This is a genomic window from Anseongella ginsenosidimutans, assembly GCF_008033235.1.
GTDB classification, from domain to species: domain Bacteria; phylum Bacteroidota; class Bacteroidia; order Sphingobacteriales; family Sphingobacteriaceae; genus Anseongella; species Anseongella ginsenosidimutans.
The window spans coordinates 3,505,424-3,521,924 of record NZ_CP042432.1; the positions used below are offsets into that span (position 1 = coordinate 3,505,424).

19 protein-coding genes are annotated in these 16,501 nt (G+C 47.2%); 6 read left to right on the plus strand and 13 right to left on the minus strand.

Annotated features, from left to right (window positions below; genetic code table 11):
* Positions 1-10 precede the first annotated feature (10 nt).
* The 4 genes from FRZ59_RS14575 to FRZ59_RS14590 are packed head-to-tail and all read left to right on the plus strand — an operon-like array spanning position 11 to position 4,424.
* Positions 11-1,444: a RagB/SusD family nutrient uptake outer membrane protein gene (locus FRZ59_RS14575; RefSeq protein WP_132128546.1), complete on the plus strand. Its 1,434-nt coding sequence runs from the start codon at positions 11-13 to the stop codon at positions 1,442-1,444.
* Between the two features lie 10 nt (positions 1,445-1,454).
* On the plus strand, positions 1,455-2,813 hold the full coding sequence (locus FRZ59_RS14580) for an FAD-dependent oxidoreductase (protein WP_132128547.1): 1,359 nt from the start codon (positions 1,455-1,457) through the stop codon (positions 2,811-2,813).
* Positions 2,791-3,990 carry a hypothetical protein gene (locus FRZ59_RS14585; RefSeq protein WP_132128548.1) on the plus strand — a complete coding sequence of 400 codons (1,200 nt, stop codon included), beginning with the start codon at positions 2,791-2,793 and terminating at the stop codon, positions 3,988-3,990. The genes FRZ59_RS14580 and FRZ59_RS14585 overlap by 23 nt, the downstream gene beginning before the upstream one ends.
* Before the next feature lie 53 nt (positions 3,991-4,043).
* A complete protein-coding gene (locus FRZ59_RS14590) occupies positions 4,044-4,424 on the plus strand; it encodes a hypothetical protein (RefSeq protein WP_132128549.1) in 381 nt (126 codons plus the stop codon).
* A 19-nt stretch (positions 4,425-4,443) separates the two neighbouring features.
* Here the strand turns inward: FRZ59_RS14590 and FRZ59_RS14595 are convergent, their stop codons facing one another.
* The 11 genes from FRZ59_RS14595 to FRZ59_RS14645 all read right to left on the minus strand — a co-directional run bounded on the left by FRZ59_RS14595 (position 4,444) and on the right by FRZ59_RS14645 (position 11,554).
* Entirely contained in the window at positions 4,444-5,067 is a 624-nt protein-coding gene (locus FRZ59_RS14595; protein WP_207910245.1) for an alpha/beta hydrolase, read from the minus strand.
* A gap of 14 nt (positions 5,068-5,081) precedes the next feature.
* A complete protein-coding gene (locus FRZ59_RS14600) occupies positions 5,082-6,020 on the minus strand; it encodes a ring-cleaving dioxygenase (RefSeq protein WP_132128550.1) in 939 nt (312 codons plus the stop codon).
* A 29-nt stretch (positions 6,021-6,049) separates the two neighbouring features.
* Positions 6,050-6,589, minus strand: coding sequence for a YceI family protein (locus FRZ59_RS14605; protein WP_132128551.1), 540 nt, complete (start codon positions 6,587-6,589; stop codon positions 6,050-6,052).
* 97 nt (positions 6,590-6,686) lie between these two features.
* Positions 6,687-7,265: a Crp/Fnr family transcriptional regulator gene (locus tag FRZ59_RS14610; protein ID WP_132128552.1), complete on the minus strand. Its 579-nt coding sequence runs from the start codon at positions 7,263-7,265 to the stop codon at positions 6,687-6,689.
* A 172-nt stretch (positions 7,266-7,437) separates the two neighbouring features.
* Positions 7,438-8,409 (minus strand): virulence RhuM family protein/type II toxin-antitoxin system death-on-curing family toxin, encoded by a 972-nt coding sequence (locus tag FRZ59_RS14615; RefSeq protein WP_132128553.1) that lies wholly within the window; start codon positions 8,407-8,409, stop codon positions 7,438-7,440.
* Positions 8,410-8,531: 122 nt separating this feature from the next.
* Positions 8,532-8,978 carry a DUF4488 domain-containing protein gene (locus FRZ59_RS14620; RefSeq protein WP_132128554.1) on the minus strand — a complete coding sequence of 149 codons (447 nt, stop codon included), beginning with the start codon at positions 8,976-8,978 and terminating at the stop codon, positions 8,532-8,534.
* Between the two features lie 78 nt (positions 8,979-9,056).
* Entirely contained in the window at positions 9,057-9,437 is a 381-nt protein-coding gene (locus FRZ59_RS14625; protein WP_132128555.1) for a hypothetical protein, read from the minus strand.
* Between the two features lie 11 nt (positions 9,438-9,448).
* The gene (locus tag FRZ59_RS14630; RefSeq protein WP_132128556.1) at positions 9,449-9,919 is read right to left on the minus strand and encodes a hypothetical protein; all 471 of its coding nucleotides are present in this window, start codon (positions 9,917-9,919) and stop codon (positions 9,449-9,451) included.
* Positions 9,916-10,524 (minus strand): RNA polymerase sigma factor, encoded by a 609-nt coding sequence (locus FRZ59_RS14635; protein WP_132128557.1) that lies wholly within the window; start codon positions 10,522-10,524, stop codon positions 9,916-9,918. The genes FRZ59_RS14630 and FRZ59_RS14635 overlap by 4 nt, the downstream gene beginning before the upstream one ends.
* 54 nt (positions 10,525-10,578) lie before the next feature.
* Positions 10,579-10,848 (minus strand): hypothetical protein, encoded by a 270-nt coding sequence (locus FRZ59_RS14640; protein ID WP_132128558.1) that lies wholly within the window; start codon positions 10,846-10,848, stop codon positions 10,579-10,581.
* A gap of 73 nt (positions 10,849-10,921) precedes the next feature.
* Positions 10,922-11,554, minus strand: a complete 633-nt coding sequence (locus FRZ59_RS14645) for a trimeric intracellular cation channel family protein (RefSeq protein ID WP_132128559.1) — start codon at positions 11,552-11,554, stop codon at positions 10,922-10,924.
* Positions 11,555-11,736: 182 nt separating this feature from the next.
* Here FRZ59_RS14645 and FRZ59_RS14650 point away from each other — a divergent pair, with 182 nt between their 5' ends.
* Complete coding sequence (locus FRZ59_RS14650; protein WP_132128560.1) at positions 11,737-13,299, plus strand: calcineurin-like phosphoesterase C-terminal domain-containing protein; 1,563 nt, start codon at positions 11,737-11,739, stop codon at positions 13,297-13,299.
* A 14-nt stretch (positions 13,300-13,313) separates the two neighbouring features.
* Here the strand turns inward: FRZ59_RS14650 and FRZ59_RS14655 are convergent, their stop codons facing one another.
* Positions 13,314-14,264 carry an L-histidine N(alpha)-methyltransferase gene (locus tag FRZ59_RS14655; protein WP_132128561.1) on the minus strand — a complete coding sequence of 317 codons (951 nt, stop codon included), beginning with the start codon at positions 14,262-14,264 and terminating at the stop codon, positions 13,314-13,316.
* A gap of 166 nt (positions 14,265-14,430) precedes the next feature.
* Entirely contained in the window at positions 14,431-15,318 is an 888-nt protein-coding gene (locus tag FRZ59_RS14660; RefSeq protein ID WP_132128562.1) for a dienelactone hydrolase family protein, read from the minus strand.
* Positions 15,319-15,506: 188 nt separating this feature from the next.
* On the opposite strand from FRZ59_RS14660, the gene FRZ59_RS14665 reads away from it, so the two are divergent.
* Complete coding sequence (locus FRZ59_RS14665) at positions 15,507-16,409, plus strand: alpha/beta fold hydrolase (RefSeq protein WP_132128563.1); 903 nt, start codon at positions 15,507-15,509, stop codon at positions 16,407-16,409.
* The last annotated feature ends 92 nt before the right edge of the window (positions 16,410-16,501 follow it).

Sequence of the window (16,501 nt, forward strand, 5' to 3'; positions counted from 1 at the left end):
AAAATGAATCATGAAAAAACCAGCTATATTTCTTTCGCTGCTTTTAATGTTTTCTTCCTGTGAGAATTTACTTGAAGAAAATCCGAAAGCTGTTGCGATCGAGAATTTCTATAATACTGCCGAAGAGTTGGAAACGGCCGTCAATGCGATCTATGTCCCCCTCCGATCGGTCCGGGCGGAACAGATCTGTATCCTGGATGCACATACCGACTGGGGCTACGGCAGGGGCAGCCGGGCGCAGTACAATGATTTTGCCGGCCTGAATACAACCAATATCAACACCGCGGGAGGCCGCTGGCGAAGTTTTTACCTCGGTATCCGGAACGCCAACCTGGTAATTGCGCACGCACCCGCTGCTACCAGTATCAGCCCGGAAGACCTGGCTCAAAATATAGCCGAAGCAAAATTTCTGCGCGCATGGGCTTATTTTGACCTGGTAAGAAACTGGGGCGGGGTTCCTCTGAGAACAGAAGAGAACCTGGAGGAAACGGACGTAGAAAGAAGTTCGGCAGAAGCGGTATATGAATTGATCCTTGCAGATCTGGCGGAGGCGGAAGCCGGCTTGCCGGACGAGCCGAAACACGTCGGACGCCCCTCTAAGGTTGTAGCGAAAACGCTGCTGGCGGATGTTTACCTGACCTTAGGCCGGTACGAGGAAGCCCGTGATAAAGCGGACGAGGTGATCCAGTCCGGCAAATTCGCTCTTGTCCCTGTGAGTTCCTTTGAGGATTTTCAGCAGGATATCTTCGGACCCGAGATCGTTACCAGCACGGAAGAAGTCTTTTACATGAAATTCTCCCGCGAACAGGGCCAGGGGAATTATATTCTGTGGATACTGAACCATCCGAGTACGGGTTTGTACAACTACGGAGGCGCTTATGCGCATTACAGCGATGCCAGCAATCCGTTTTTCATAGAATGGGATGATAATGATATCAGGAAGCAATTATGGGATCAGATTGATTTCGGAATAAGCCCTACTACCCTGGTCAGCAAAAAGTATGTTGATCAGAAGGCGGTGAGCAATGACGGTTCCGGAAACGACCTTCCCATTTACCGCTACGCAGAAGTGCTGCTGTTGTTCGCGGAAGCGGAAAGCAGGGTATCCGGAGGCCCTACCCCGGCAGCGGTGGAAGCCCTCAACAAGGTACACCGGCGCGCCTACGGTTACGATCCGGAAAGTGCGTCGCCGGTAGATTTCAACATTGCCGATTACAACGCCGAAACATTCATCGAACTGGTACTCCAGGAAAGAGCTTATGAATTCCAGTTTGAAGGAAAAAGATGGCTGGACCTGAAACGCACCGGTAAAGCGGCGGAGATGATCTCGAAATACAAAGGCCTGAGCATTGCTGAGGCTCACTACCTCTGGCCCATCCCTATTGACGAACTGAATTTTAATAATGCAATGGATCCCGCAACTGATCAAAACCCGGGATATTAACAGATTTGAGATGAAGAGAAGAGAAATGTTAACATCGATGGGGGCTATTTCGGTAGGAATAGCCGCTCCATCTCTTTCTAAGGGCGAAACGTTTGCGCCTCCCTATAAAACCAGGAAACAGATCCTGACCACCGATATCGTGGTAGTTGGCGGCGGAACAGCCGGCACCATTGCAGCCATACAGGCCGGAAGAGCAGGCCGGAAAACAGTACTGATTGAAAGCGGAAGCCAGCTTGGTGGAACGACCACAATCGGCGGCGTTTCCTTTCCCGGAATATTTTTTGCCTGGGGCAAACAGGTGATCGGCGGGATCGGATGGGAACTCGTGCAGGAAGCGGTAGCGCTGAACGATGATACCCTGCCCAATTTTTCCATTCCTCACGGCCGGCAGCACTGGCGGCATCAGGTGCGATTGAACGGGCATTTATATGCGATGCTGGCGGAAGAGAAAGCCCTGGAAGCAGGTGTAGACATCCGTTATTACGAAACTCCGCTGAAGATCACTTTCCGCAAGAACAATTGGGAGATAGAAACGGTCGGCAAAGGGGTTCATTCTACCATTGTCTGTAACCAGCTGATCGACTGTACCGGGAATGCATTACCGGCTGCCATGGCAGGATACGATGTATTGAGGGAGGAAGAAATACAGCCTGGCACTTTGATGTTTAAACTCGACGGCTACGACCTTCAAACGCTGGACCAGGAGTTGATCAAACAGCGTTATAAAGAAGCGCTGGACAAGGGTGAATTTACCAGGGAAGAATTCCGCGGCAATATTATGGGCCTGCTCAGCAGCCGCGGAGACAATATTCAGCATATCATGGGAGCTGATTCCACTACTTCAGAAACCCATACGCTGGCCAATATTCACGGCAGGAAGTCATTGCTCAGGCATTTACGTTTTCTAAGAACGCTTCCGGGCTGCGAAAAAACGAAATTGGTGGATATGCAAACCGAAACCGCTACGCGGGAAACCTTCCGCATCGACGGGCATTATAAGATCACACATGAAGATTACGTGACCGGCAAGCTCTTCGATGATGCCGTTTCTTATTCCTATTACCCTATTGACCTGCATGACGCACATGGCGTAATTCCGGATCATCTTCAGGAGGGAGTCGTAGCTTCTGTTCCCCTGCGGGCCCTGGTACCTAAAAAAAGCCGGAACTTCATTGTTGCCGGCCGCTGTTTAAGCAGCGACCGGCTGGCCAATTCCGCGCTTCGGGTACAGGCCTCTTGCATGGGCATGGGGCAGGCCGCGGGAGCAGCGGCAGCGCTGGCCAACATTCAGAACATCAGTCCGCTGGAAGTTCCCTTAAAAGAGTTGCGGCAACTAATTGAAAGTCATGGTGGGATCGTACCGGCCTAGTATTGCGATCACGAGTGTTACGATCACGAGTGTTGCGCTTCTGGCCGCTTTGCTGTTGTCCGGTTCCGCCGATCCCGGGAAAAGGCGTTTCTTCCTGGAACCGACGCTCCGGCTGCCGGCCGATACCGTGCATCAGTACCTCGTGCTGCAAGAGGACTCCATTCCCAACGATACCTTATTCCAGATCAGGTCCCGGGAAGGATTCCCCCTTGCCTATTACCGGAAAGTAAATACCAATGTTTGCTTTGATGGTAAATGCCGGATGCTGGACGTCTGGCTTTACTGGAACATTACCGGCCGCTACCTGGGTATTGAGCTTCCCCCGGGGGAATTCCTGAGTAAATCGGACCATGAACGCTTTAACCACGCCGAATATGACCGGATGAACAAGTTGCTGGCAGATTCCCTCTCGCCGCTCGCGGATTTTACGTTCGAAGAACTGGTGCCTTCTTCCGGAGACCCGTTCCCCTCTTCCGGAACGAATGAGCTGACAGGTTTCACGGCCGATGCCGTTACCTCGCCCACAGCCCCGGCAATGAAGGAATACGTCGTGGAAGGAGCTGCTTATACCACCTACCGGCTATGGCATTTCGTGTACGGGCCTTCCCGGGAGGAAATCATCCGGCTGACGGAAGAAGCGCTCAGCCCTCCCCTGCTTCAGAAGATCCTGGAAAGCCCCGACAAGAGCGACGTGGCCTGGGCCCTTCAGCGGATGCAAGGATATACAGGACTCAGTACCGGGCTGCAGAAAACCGTTCTCGGCTTTATCAGAGATGAGGATTATTCAATGGCGAACATGGCTATCAAAGCCCTTAATCCGGCAGACCTGGCCTCGGCATCCCTGCAGCATGCCCTGCTGGAAAAGTTACCCGGGCTTAACTATAGCCTGAAAAACAGGATCATTGACAAATTAAAAGAAGCGCCCGACCTGGATGAAAAGGTAAAAATAAGGCTGGCAAATAACCTGGCCGCGGCCGAAGGCTCCTTCCTGACCAATATCCTGGACCTTTTTGACAGGCAAAGCGTTGACGATGATGAAACATGCAGGGTCCTTTCCGGCTTGCTGCAGCATGCGAACCAATTTGTGGCAGGGAAGATCTTTAATTTCCTTGAAAAGGCCGGAAGCGAGGATGAAACCGTCCGGGAACGCATGGCACAGTATAAACAAAAGAATTAAATCCCCTGGCATAGCTTTTGTTTTTCTAAAGCCTTGATCAACAAAAAGGAATCATGAAAAATAAAAGTAAACTACTCGGGATATTGATAATGACAGCGGTCCTATTTGCCGGAACCGCCTGCAGTAAAGATGACGACCCGGCCGATTCGGATATTTTTATCGGAACTTACCGGGGAAGTATTTCATTCACAGACGGTGAAGAGAATATTTCCGACGCCGACGGACGGGTAACGGTAGCCAAGGTAGGAAATTCCTATAATTTTGATTTTGGCACCGGCATACCCAATATAACCGGCGTCAGATTTGAAAAGGACGATGACGGCACGTATGTCAGTATCGGCGAAGGCTTAACGGGAATTACCATTTCTGCAGGTTCTTTAAACATGCTGGTTACTAACGAGCGGGGAACCTGGACCGCTGATTGCAGCCGCTGATAGCTGGATATCTTTCCGGCTATTTCTTCAATATAAGCGCATTGGCTATTTCAATTTCGTCCGGGGAGACGGTATGGGGCCTGTTTTCGTAGATTTTCAGCGTGACGCTGCCATCCATTTCTTCCAGCATGCGTGCGCTTTCCTTTACCCGTCCCAAAGGCACATGCGGGTCAGGATTGCCGCTGCCGATAAAAATGCGCGTATCTTCAAAATCGCCGGAATAGTTTTCGCAGTTCACCTTATCACCGATCAGACCGCCGGTAAAAGCGATAACGCCGCCGTAGCGGCGTGCATTCCGGGCAACAAATTCCAGGGTCAGGCAAGCTCCTTGTGAAAAGCCCAGGAAGTAACAATTAGCGGCCGGGATTCCGGCTTCGACCACCTCATCAAGCGTTTCCTTCAGGACTTCCAACGCCGAAGTGAGCCAGGGCTCATTTTGCTCAGAATTTGCCATGAAGGAATAAGGGTACCAGGTATTATTAGTTGCCTGGGGAGCGAGCAGGGCAAATCCTTCCACGTCTAAATGCCGGGCCAGTCCAAGAATGTCCTGCGCATTGGATCCGCGGCCATGAAGCATGATGAGCGCCTTGTCTGCATCCTTCAGGGGCTTTCCCGCCGAAATTATTTCCTTGCTATGCATCATCGTTTTGTATTTATTCAGGCCTGAATTTCCGGCAATACGTTTTCTATTCTTTCCCTGAATCCTTCATATTGCCTGGGTAATTTCAGCTTGCTGCCAAGTTCTGCGATTGTTTCGTCTGTAGTAAACCCGGGGTTGTCCGTGGCAATTTCAAATAAGACGCCGCCCGGCTCCCGGAAGTATAGCGAGAAGAAATAATCCCGGTCAATCTTCTCCGTGATGGAAAGGCCCCGTTCCAGGATCTTCTCCCGGAAAGCCATTTGTACTTCTTCATTTTCCACCCGGAATGCAACATGATGATTGGTGCCGCCCGCATTAATACCCCTTTGAGCCCCGGGAGATTCCAGCAGATCCACCGTCGCAGCGTTTTCAATAGCATCGGTTTGGAAGCGGAATAAATTTCCATCCTGTGCCATAAACTTATAGCCGAAAACTTCAGTCAGGATAGCGGCGGTAGCTTTGATGTCATTTAAGGTCAGGATCACCGTATGAAACCCTTTAATAGCTGCCTCCGCATTAATTTCAGGTGTTTCCCAGCCTTCCCGGCTGTCTTTCTCCCTCGATTCGATCAAAGCAAGCCAAAGCCCGTCCGGATCCCGGAAAGGCAGGTACTTTTCTCCGAACCTTTCACCGATCCCTTCATGACGAACGTTAAGCTGCTCAAAGCGATTCTTCCAGAATACCAGGCTCCCTTCCGGCACGGAATAGCCAATCTCAGTGGCCATGCCCGCGCCGTTTTTTCCTTGTCTAACCCCCGGCCATGGAAAAAAAGTAAGGATGGTTCCAGGCGTACCGGTTTCGTTGCCAAAATAGAAATGGTAGGTCTCCGGGTCATCAAAGTTGACCGTTTTCTTAACCAAACGCAAACCGAGTACTTTGGTATAAAAATCATAATTACGCTGTGCATCCCCTGCTATAGCAGTAATATGATGCAATCCGGCTATTCTATTTTCCATGACCGTTTATTTTGAGCCTGTTCTTTTATTCAGGCCTGTTTTACAAACTGCACTTCGGCATTTAAGCGCACCTCGTCGCTTACCATAACGCCCCCGGTTTCCAGGGCAGCATTCCAATTCAGGCCCCAGTCTTTACGGTTAAGTTTACCGCTTACTGAAAAACCAACCTTTTCATTTCCGTAAGGATCCTTTACAAATCCGCCGAAGTCAACATCCAGCACGATTTCTTTTTTTTCTCCTTTCATTCCCAGCAGTCCTTTTAGCTGATAATTGTCTTCATCCAGCTTGGTCAACCCGGTACTTTCAAAAGTGATTTCCGCGTTGTTTTCAGCGTCGAAAAAATCAGCGCTTTTTAAATGGGCGTCGCGGTCCGTATTGTTGGTATCGATTGAACCGGCATCAATGGTAGCCGATACTTTAGCATTGCTGAAATCGGAGCCATTGCTTTCCACCGATGCATTGAATTTCCGGAATTCGCCTTTCACGTTCGTGATCATCAGGTGCTTTACTTTAAAAGTCAGCTCGCTGTGCGTAGGATCCAGGATCCATTTTGTTACTGCAGTGTTCATATTCTTGTTTATTAAATTATAATACAAAGGTCGTGCAGGAAACCCCGGTTTCCATTCACCTATGTTAAGAAAGGAATGTTTGCTTTTTTTGCTGTAATCAGTCCTTGCGGGCAATTTCCTTACGGATTCTGCTTAGCGATTGGGGCGCTATACCAAGGTAGGACGCAATCAAATATTGGGGAATACGCTGAATAAAATGCGGATATAATTTTGAAAAAGCCAGGTACCGGTGGGCGGCATCTTCGCTGTTGGTTTTTGCAATCCGGTAATGCAAATGAGCCAGCGTATTCTGGAGCAACATACGAAAATACCGGTCAAGCAAAGGATGCGCTTTACAAAGCAGATCAAAATTTTGTTTGTTAAGCAGCAATGCTTTGACAGGCTCCAGGGTCTCAATGGTAGAAACAGCAGGTTTGCCGGCAAAATAACTGGCTGCATCCGTAATCCAATAATTCTCTATGGCCAATTGGATGACGTTCTTATCTCCTCTTTCATTGATATAATAAGAAAAACAGGAACCTTGTAAAATGAAATATTGATAGTTACAGGCGCTTCCCGGCTCGGCAAGAAGCTCCTTCTTATCAAAAGATTTTTCAAACGCCAGCTCCATGAATTTTTCGTAAGCCGCATTCGGTATTTTTTCCCCGAGCGTTTTTTCTATATTCTGTCTGAGCATTTACATCCGGTGGTTCTTCAGCATTCTAAATAACAAAAATTTTATCGTTTCCCGATACTCCTTTTCGCCGCATGGCGAAATCCGGCAATACACTTGATCAAAGTCCGGGAGGAAGTACAAAACGTGTCGTCCGCAGGGTAGATCCGCGATAGTTTCTTTAAGGATGGCCGGATTACTGATTCCTGTTCAACACGCTAATCACCAATTTCTTTACAGTGTCCATTTCTTCCGGTTTACTGGCCGCGACAAACAGGGCCAGGCTTGCCAGCGCCTCGTTACTGATGATAGGCTGTAGATTATTCGTATAGAGCAGCCGGTTTTTCTCCAGGAAAAGCAGGAAACAGGCTGCTGCTATGCGCTTGTTGCCATCTACAAAGCCGTGATTCTTAATGACCAGATATAACAATGTGGATGCTTTTTCTTCAATAGAAGGATAAAAGTCTTCATTTCCAAAGCCTTTAGAAATTTGCGCCACGGCGCTTTGAAAGCTCCCATCCCTCTCCTTTCCAAACACAGCCGATTCAAAGTCGGCTCTCATGGTATCGATCATCATTTGATAATCCTCCATCTCAGGGTATACTGTTTCTCTTTGAGTTAATCCCTTCCTGTCCAGTCTCTCATGGTCGTAGTCATCGAGCAATTCAAGCCCTTTTGCAAAGCGGTTTAACCAATCAAAATCCGAATCATTGGCTTTCTCTTCAATGGCACGGCTCAAAATACGAATGCCGTCTTTCAGAGTTTGTACTTCCTGCTGCTTTTGAGCCAATCGTTTTTCATTGATGGTATAGCCCTGCAAGAGGTGATCTTTGAGACGCTGGGTGGCCCATTGGCGGAACTGGGTACCACGTTTGGAGTTCACCCGATATCCCACCGAAATAATAGCGTCAAGGTTGTAAAATTTAATCCTTCTACGGACGCTGCGTGTACCTTCTTGTTGAACTACCGAGAAATCCTCGGTAGTTGCCCCTTCATCCAGTTCTCCTTCTCCATATACGTTCCGCAAATGCAATCCAATGGTATCGGTATCCTTCCCAAATAATTCGGCCATTTGTTTTTGATTCACCCAAATGGTATCCTGTTCAAACTTAACTTGAATCTGCGTTTGGCCATCATTGCCTTGATAAATTTCAATTTGATTTTGCATTGACGATGTGTTTAATGCAAACGTACAAACTATTCCATGGAAATTAACCCCTTAAAACCAAAGGGTTTAAGAAAGTTAAAATCGGCCATAGACCATCAAGCTCGCCGGCTATAATTATGATTTTATTCTGGAAAATCTAGTCGATCCCAGCGTTCATTATAGAAAACCTTTGTGTTATTTCCGGACGGATTAACCATTTCTACGTTTCCCTTTAATCTAAGCTGGTCGCCTTCCCGGTAGAAAACAATAGTATAGCTGTCGCCGATCAAGCCGGTGTTGGTCGCTTTCACGATCGTTTCCGTATAAACGCTATCGCCTTGAATTGAATACGTCCCAGCCATGGTTTGAACAGATCTGCGATCACCCGGAACAATTATGTAGGCGTTAAACGTGCTATCAGCGCGATATTCCTTTAACTGCGTAATTTGCGGATTCGTAGCGTTCTGACCATTGTAAACAGAAAGGCCCAGTTCCCAGATACCAAGAAACGGATTAACTGGCTTTTCCTGAGCAAAGCTGAAAGTGGTTAACAGAAACGAAAATAATAAGGTTAAGTTGATTTGCTTCATCGTCGGTTTTTTCCTAAAAATAACAAATATTTTGTCCTGCTGAACAAACCCCGGGTGATTAATGCCGTGGCCAGGAGCTTACCTGAGCAATAGGTACCAAACCAGGAAACCAGCAGCCAGGCTAAAGGTGAGAATTATAACTGAATGCCAGCCTATAGGTTGAAAAAAGTAAGTCAGCAATAACCCCAGGCCTGCGGCGCTGAACAGGCAGCACCATTTAAGAGCGAGGCTTTTCTGGTTATTTTCCCGGGCTAGCAACTGCATAATAAGGTCCTGTGAAACTCCTTTCGCAATTAGTGACTTTTTCAAAAATAGCCGAACCAGTGTCAGCAGAAATGCTGAAGCAAGATAAATGATCAGCAACACGGCAATGACGCTTAATGCGGCCATTGCTATTGTTATTTTCTCCGAGGTACCTAATTCAGGCTGTGCGGCGATAATAGAAGTAATTGTTTTCATCTGGATATCTTTTATTTCAATAACTGATGAGACCGGTCACCGAAAATAAGGTTGCGCTTGTATTCTTTTATGTAAGCGGAACACTGAAGAAGAAAGGTAACTGAAGTTGGTATTACTACCATGTATAATCCGATCCCCGGCAGACGGCGAAACAGCACAGCAAGCTGTGGACTGTAAACCCATACCATCAGCGCCACGAACGCAGTTCCAATACAGGCGCATAAAACAGCCGCCCAATAGTATTTCGATTTGGGAGCGGAAATCCGGCTCGGAGGAAGCTGCCCGACAACCAGGGGAGCAAGATCAAAATCAAATGCCGGCTTTTCCATCGCGTTCAAACCTGCATACAGCAGCGTATAATTTCTTACCCGCAACCGGCAGCTTTCACATTTACTGATATGTAGCATTTCCTCCGGACCCAGGTTATCCGGGACCTCTGCAAACTCCTGCAACTGCTTGTCAGTTAAATGCACGGTGGTCATAATTCCTCCCTTTTATATTTAGCCAATAAATATGTTTTCAATTGCTTTCTTGCCCTGAAGAGATAATTTTTAACCGTCCCTTCAGGAAGCGAAGTGATCTCACCAATTTCTTTCATACTTAGTTCTTCCTGATGATATAAAGCAATCAATGTCTGATATTGCGGAGACAAAAGGCTGATTCCTGTCTTCAGTATCATCTGCAGCTCACTTTCAAATAATTTCGTTTCAGTTTGATTGACATGTCTATGCTGTTTTTGCATTAACAGCTCAAGCGAATCTTCTTCAATATCTGAATGTGCCAAATTTTCCAGCAGGAATGGCCGCTTTTTTTCAAGGTAATGAAGACAGGTATGATAGGTAATTTGACCGATCCAGGTTGACAATTTAGACTTGAATTTAAAGTCTTTCAAATTTATATAGGCTTTCAGGTAAACCTCTTGCGCAATGTCCTTACGGTCGGCGGGACTCGGAATCATGTTAAAAACCAGTTGCGCAACAAGCCCTTCCGTATTTTTCACCAGTACACCAAAAGCATCATGGCTGCCTCCCAGTATTCGTTTTACCAGGTCCCTATCTGTCTGCTTTAGTTCAGGTTTTGTTTTCAATATTGGATAAGACCGGTAACTCTTCCTAAGGTTGCAACAGCCGCTCGTTGAGTTTCATGATCTCTTGCAGCATGTATCCCGCGGCCCGTTAGTTGGGCTTACGTTGATCTCTTCTGCTTCGTTATGCGGCGGGTAGTCGAACATCCGCATGGCTGCCAGGGGAACTTTATTTTTTTCTATGGAGGCCAAAAGCTCCATGTAGGGCTTACCGTTCAACAGGAGTTCACTTGAGACGGAAACAGAAAGGCCGGGGTAATTATCTTTCATTGGAGGCACGTCCTCCTGACGGGAACAGGCAGGAACCTTGCCCTTCTTCCCAGACATAAGAAATGCTGCATATCAATGCAATCCCGGTAAGAATCCATAAACTTTTCGTCCTGAACATATAGCATGTAAATTATCTGTCTTCAGAATTGATAGATTTTAATATAGGCAGATGGATATGAAACTTCACAGCAATTATGCGAATTACGATCACCGTTAATGCAGCAATCACTTCGGATACAGCATCCGGGAATTGGAATTGATAACAAAGGAAATAAATGATACCTCCCGTTATGCTTGCGAGTGCATAAATGTCCTTACGAAAAATCAAAGGCACCTCGTTGATAATAACATCTCTGAAGACACCTCCTACCGTTCCGGTAACGCCACCCATTACAATACAAACCCAGAAAGGCAATTCTGCCTCAAGGCTTACGCTAATACCAACGATGGTAAACAGTCCAAGCCCGATGGCATCAAATAAAAATAGTGTATTGCCCCATCTGAGCAACCTGTCTTTAAACAACAAAGCGGCTATCAGCGCAACGCCAGTGGTAATAAAGTACTTTGCATCCAGCATCCAGAAAGGCGTTACTCCGAGCAGGAGGTCTCTCGTGGTTCCTCCGCCAATGGCCGTCACTAACCCGACAATGTACGCACCAAACCAGTCGATATTTTTACCCGAAGCCAGTCGGATGCCGCTTATGGCAAAGGCAAAGGTCCCCATCAGGTCTAAAACCGTGGTAATATTTATATCAGCAAACATTTCCCAGGTAAATATATCATTTGCGGACCGGTCCTGCTATATATTATTAATATCAGCTTCGCTTAACGTTCAGGAAACATTCAAATGGCACCTTTGTGCGATGAAATGATCGCCTAAATTATATCTTTGGGCGTTCCGGGTAAATTCATAAAGATCAATATATATTCAAATAAAAGCGATTCATGAAAAAACAGGTAATCATTGGCAGTTTAGGTCTTATGTTCATCTCCTTTACAGCTTTTGCGCAGGAAATTGCAAAAGGGTATGTTTACGAAGATGTAAACCAGAATGGGGTTAAGGAAAGAAGAGAAAAAGGAATTCCGGGTGTTTCCGTAACTAACGGCATCCAGGTTGTGCAAACCGACGACAAGGGACGGTATGAACTCCCCGCAGGAAATGATCAGATCATTTCGGTGATAAAGCCCGGCACGTATAACGTAACGGTAAATGATCAGCAGCTTCCGCAATTTTACTATATACATAAGCCCCAGGGGTCGCCCGAGCTGGAATATGCGGGGGTGGAGTCAACGGGTGATCTGCCTAAAGAGGTCAATTTCGGCCTGAAGAAAAATGAGGTAACGGAAAATTTCAAAATGATCCTTTTCGGCGATCCGCAGGTATATACCCTGGACGAGGTTTCCTATTACCGGAATGCAGTAATTAATGAACTTCGCGGAGTGGAAGGATTTGAATTTGGAATGAGCCTGGGTGATTTGGTAGGGAATAAACCTACCTTGTTCAATCCATATATCGAAGCAACCAGTGAAGTGGGGATTCCCTGGTTTAACGTGATGGGAAATCATGATATTAATTTCGATGTGGAAGCAGATTCATTGTCTGACGAGTCCTACGAAGCTCATTTTGGCCCGGCCAATTATGCCTTTAACCACGGAAAAGTTCATTTCATCGTGCTGGACGACATTATTTACCCGGATCCGCGTGATAAAAAAGGTTATTGGGGAGGCCTGAACGATCAGCAACTTGAGTTTATTAAAAACGACCTTCAGTTTGTCCCAAAAGACCATTTGATCGTATTGGCCTTTCATATTCCCATTTCCCACGAAAATTCCTTCCGCACGGAAGACAGGGACCGTCTCTTCGAACTATTAAAAGATTTTCCCTACACCCTTTCTTTGTCAGCCCATACGCACAGGCAAACCCATTTCTTCATGGATCGCCGGCAAGGCTGGTTGCAGGACAAGCCTCATCATCACTTCAATTCAGGAACCACTTCCGGCAACTGGTATAGCGGGCGGCTGAATGAAAAAGGAATCCCCTACTCCATGATGGCCGATGGCACTCCAAAAGGCTATTCCTTTATTACGTTTGACGGCAACCAGTACATAATCGACTATAAAGCAGTGGATAAACCTGCGGAACACCAGATAGGAATTTATGCACCGAAAGTGACCGGGTATAAGGTAAAAGGTTCTTCACCGGTTTATGCGAATTTTTACATGGGCAGCGCGGATGATGAGGTAATGATGCGGGTCGACAATGGAGAATGGAAAGAAATGAAAAGAGTCGAAGAATTTGACCCAACCTTTATCGCCAAGCAGGTAGCCTGGGATATGACGGAAGAATTATGGGAAGGAAGAAGGCCCGGCGCCGCAGCGATCAGCGATCACCTGTGGAAAGCGTCTCTTCCGGATGATCTGCCCAGGGGCACGCATACGATAGAAATAAAAGCAACCGACATGTTTGGCCGAACATTTATCGAGAAACGGTCTTACAGAATTGAATAGAAATTCCTTTTGCGTTATTTATCGTCCACTTCCCATATTGCGTCCCCAAACCAATGTTTGCTGTCGCAGAAGGTGGTGAGCGGCCTGAAACCGCTGGTGAGTGCCAAAGCAAGGATCTCGTCCCGGGAGTATTTCTGAGAAATCTCCATAAAAACCGGCTCGTAGGGTTCAAAGCAAAAGCTTTCGCCAGCTGTTTTCATGTTCACGCGCTGCTGTTTAAGGCTGATCAGGAAACTCCGGCAGGCCCCGCTTACCGGATCATAAACGGGAAAGTGCTTAAAAGCTGTAAGATCGAAGTCAGCTTCGAACTCGCGGTTTATCCGCTTCAGCAGATTCAGGTTGAATGCTCGTGTGAGTCCGGCCTTATCATTATAGGCCGATAAAATAATATCCGGATCCTTCTTCAGGTCAAAGCCGATGCATAGCAAGTCTCCCTTTTTAAGCGTTGCTCGAATCTGTGCCAGGAATATCCCGGTCTGGTCTTTTTCCAGGTTGCCGATATTGGCCCCTAAAAACAGCACGACCTTTGGACGGTCTGAAAGCTGCCGCGCCTTTTCCAGCATCGCCAGGTATTCCCCGTTCAATCCATGCAGCTTAAGACCAGGGATTGCCTCCGGCAGCGTTTGAGTTAATTGTTCAATGACGTTTGCGGAAATATCTACGGGATAAAAGGTAAAGGAAAGGTTTCGATGCACCAGCTCCTTTAGCAGAAAACGCGACTTCAGGCAATCGCCGGCTCCCAGTTCAACCAGGTCAAAAAGCGGCAAATGGCTTTGCAGCAGATCGGCAATTGCAGGAGTTTTCAAACTGAATATTTCGTATTCGCAGCGCGTCAGGTAGTATTCAGGACTGCTCATGATTTGCTGGAACAAGCGGTCGCCGGTTTCGTCATAAAAGTATTTAGCCGGAAGGTACTTGGGGCAAGCCCGCAAACCTCTTAAAATCTCGTTCAAAAAACCTTTCATAGGCTGTTATTTGGATTGCACAATAGCGTTCTTGCATCATAACGGGCGGGTTTGGTCCTCTCCAACCAGTTCCCATTTTGATGCCACAAATTATCAGTCTAAACGATCAGCGCTCAGTAAATGCGACATGCGGCATATGCCCGCAGTTTTTTTGCGGAATAGGATCTCAGGTTAACTTTTCATTAAAAAAATCGATGGTACGTTTCCAGGCAAGCTCTGCTGCAGCTTTATCATAACGAGGTGTTGTATCGTTATGAAAGCCGTGATTTGCTCCGGCATACATGTGAGCTGTATATTCCTTATTGTTAGCTTTTAAAGCCGCTTCATAGGCCGGCCATCCTTCATTCACACGGGTATCCAGCTCCGCATAATGCAAGAGAAGCGGCGCCTGTATTTTGGGGACATCTTCACTTTCGGGCTGCCCGCCGTAGAATGGCACAGATGCCGCCAGGTCCGGAATTCGTACCGCCATCATATTTGAAATCCAGCCGCCAAAGCAAAAACCAACCACTCCGGCTTTGCCATTGCAATTTTTGTGGTCTTTCAGGTATTCAAAAGCGGCGATGAAATCTTCCAGCATTTCATTTCTGTCACGTTTACGCTGAAGTTCCCGGCCATCGTCATCATTTCCAGGATAACCTCCTAAGGGGGTTAAGGCATCAGGTGCGATTGAAATAAATCCTGCCAAAGCAGCCCTCCTTCCTACATCTTCAATATGCGGATTCAAGCCCCGGTTTTCATGAACAACTATGACACCTCCGAGCCGCTGTTCCGCATCCGCAGGCATGGACAATAGAGCCTTAATAGTTCCGCCGCCCTTTACGGACGGATAATTAACATATTCTGACTTTAAACGGGGATCGTCCTGCCGGATCTGAATAGCGTTCTTATAATCAGGCATAAGGAAACTCGCAAGAGACGCTACCGTGAGCCCTCCCACAGCATATGTAGATAACCTTTGCATAAATTCGCGCCGGCCGACCCGGTTATGCGCGTAATCGTCATAAAGATCAAACACCTCCTGTTTGATGTCTTCTTTCCGGATTTCCTTCATGTTAATTTGTTTTAATTATTATGCTCAGGTTACCTGCCTGAACTTCGCCCTAATTGCTTGCATTTGTATAAAGATATAAAATTGATCAACATAATTTATGCGTCGCTTTTCGCCCTGTTATTGTCGCACACACCCTGTGAACTGTATCGTATGGTTGCCGAACTTTGTATTCAAACAAATAGCAAAACATGAATACACGAATCAAAACCGGTTTCCTGGCTGCCATTATTCTAACGGTAATAGCCTGCCGGCCTCAGCAAGACACCGTTGTAAGCCAGGAGACAAAACCTGCTGAAAGCGGGTATGCAGACATAAACGGATTAAAGATGTATTATGAAGTCTATGGTAAAGGCCAACCCATTGTGCTGCTGCATGGCTCCTTTATGAATATACCATTAAATTGGTCGCGTATCATCCCGCTGCTGGCTAAGGACCGGAAAGTAATAGTGGCCGAAATGCAAGGCCATGGCCGCACCAAGGATATATCGCGGGAAATCAGCTATGAAGGCATGGCAGACGATGTATCCGGCCTGCTAAAGCACCTTAAAATTGACAGCGCCGACATCCTCGGGTACAGCATGGGCGGCGGCGTAGCCTTCCAGATAGCTGTGCGTCATCCGGAACAGGTACGCAGGCTCGTCATATTGTCCGGCGCCTATGCCCACGATGGCTGGTGGCCCGATGTAGAAGCCAGCTTTGCTACCTTCACCCCGGAGATGTTTGAAAACACCCCCATAAAAAAACAATATGATAGTCTTGGAAACGACCCGGAACATTTTCCGGAATTTGTAAAGAAAGTTATCAGTATAGACCTGAAGCCTTATGACTGGTCCCGGGAGGTAAAAAATATAAAGGCCCCGATATTCATGGCCATTGGCGATGCCGACGGCGTACGATATGAGCATGCACTGGAGTTGTTCCGGGCCAAAGGCGGCGGAAAAATGGGAGATATTTACGGGCTACCGGAATCCCGCCTGGCAATTCTCCCGGGCACCACCCATATTGGCATGATGCAGCAAACAGATTGGCTGATACCAATGATCACTGATTTCCTGGATTCCGACCTTAATGCGCCGCCGCCTACATTTTAAGCGGCGCGGGTAGCATCCTTTATTATAGCCAAACCTAACTTCGGGCAGAAAACGCCATTTCGGCGATTCGAACATCACAGTTAATTTGCGGG

Excerpts from the sequence above, each read along its gene's own strand:
- FRZ59_RS14575 (WP_132128546.1), top strand. The coding sequence starts at position 11 with ATGAAAAAACCAGCTATATTTCTTTCGCTGCTTTTAATGTTTTCTTCC.
- FRZ59_RS14580 (WP_132128547.1), top strand. The coding sequence starts at position 1,455 with ATGAAGAGAAGAGAAATGTTAACATCGATGGGGGCTATTTCGGTAGGA.
- FRZ59_RS14585 (WP_132128548.1), top strand. The coding sequence starts at position 2,791 with ATGGTGGGATCGTACCGGCCTAGTATTGCGATCACGAGTGTTACGATC.
- FRZ59_RS14590 (WP_132128549.1), top strand. The coding sequence starts at position 4,044 with ATGAAAAATAAAAGTAAACTACTCGGGATATTGATAATGACAGCGGTC.
- FRZ59_RS14595 (WP_207910245.1), bottom strand. The coding sequence starts at position 5,067 with ATGATGCATAGCAAGGAAATAATTTCGGCGGGAAAGCCCCTGAAGGAT.
- FRZ59_RS14600 (WP_132128550.1), bottom strand. The coding sequence starts at position 6,020 with ATGGAAAATAGAATAGCCGGATTGCATCATATTACTGCTATAGCAGGG.
- FRZ59_RS14605 (WP_132128551.1), bottom strand. The coding sequence starts at position 6,589 with ATGAACACTGCAGTAACAAAATGGATCCTGGATCCTACGCACAGCGAG.
- FRZ59_RS14610 (WP_132128552.1), bottom strand. The coding sequence starts at position 7,265 with ATGCTCAGACAGAATATAGAAAAAACGCTCGGGGAAAAAATACCGAAT.
- FRZ59_RS14615 (WP_132128553.1), bottom strand. The coding sequence starts at position 8,409 with ATGCAAAATCAAATTGAAATTTATCAAGGCAATGATGGCCAAACGCAG.
- FRZ59_RS14620 (WP_132128554.1), bottom strand. The coding sequence starts at position 8,978 with ATGAAGCAAATCAACTTAACCTTATTATTTTCGTTTCTGTTAACCACT.
- FRZ59_RS14625 (WP_132128555.1), bottom strand. The coding sequence starts at position 9,437 with ATGAAAACAATTACTTCTATTATCGCCGCACAGCCTGAATTAGGTACC.
- FRZ59_RS14630 (WP_132128556.1), bottom strand. The coding sequence starts at position 9,919 with ATGACCACCGTGCATTTAACTGACAAGCAGTTGCAGGAGTTTGCAGAG.
- FRZ59_RS14640 (WP_132128558.1), bottom strand. The coding sequence starts at position 10,848 with ATGTCTGGGAAGAAGGGCAAGGTTCCTGCCTGTTCCCGTCAGGAGGAC.
- FRZ59_RS14645 (WP_132128559.1), bottom strand. The coding sequence starts at position 11,554 with ATGTTTGCTGATATAAATATTACCACGGTTTTAGACCTGATGGGGACC.
- FRZ59_RS14650 (WP_132128560.1), top strand. The coding sequence starts at position 11,737 with ATGAAAAAACAGGTAATCATTGGCAGTTTAGGTCTTATGTTCATCTCC.
- FRZ59_RS14655 (WP_132128561.1), bottom strand. The coding sequence starts at position 14,264 with ATGAAAGGTTTTTTGAACGAGATTTTAAGAGGTTTGCGGGCTTGCCCC.
- FRZ59_RS14660 (WP_132128562.1), bottom strand. The coding sequence starts at position 15,318 with ATGAAGGAAATCCGGAAAGAAGACATCAAACAGGAGGTGTTTGATCTT.
- FRZ59_RS14665 (WP_132128563.1), top strand. The coding sequence starts at position 15,507 with ATGAATACACGAATCAAAACCGGTTTCCTGGCTGCCATTATTCTAACG.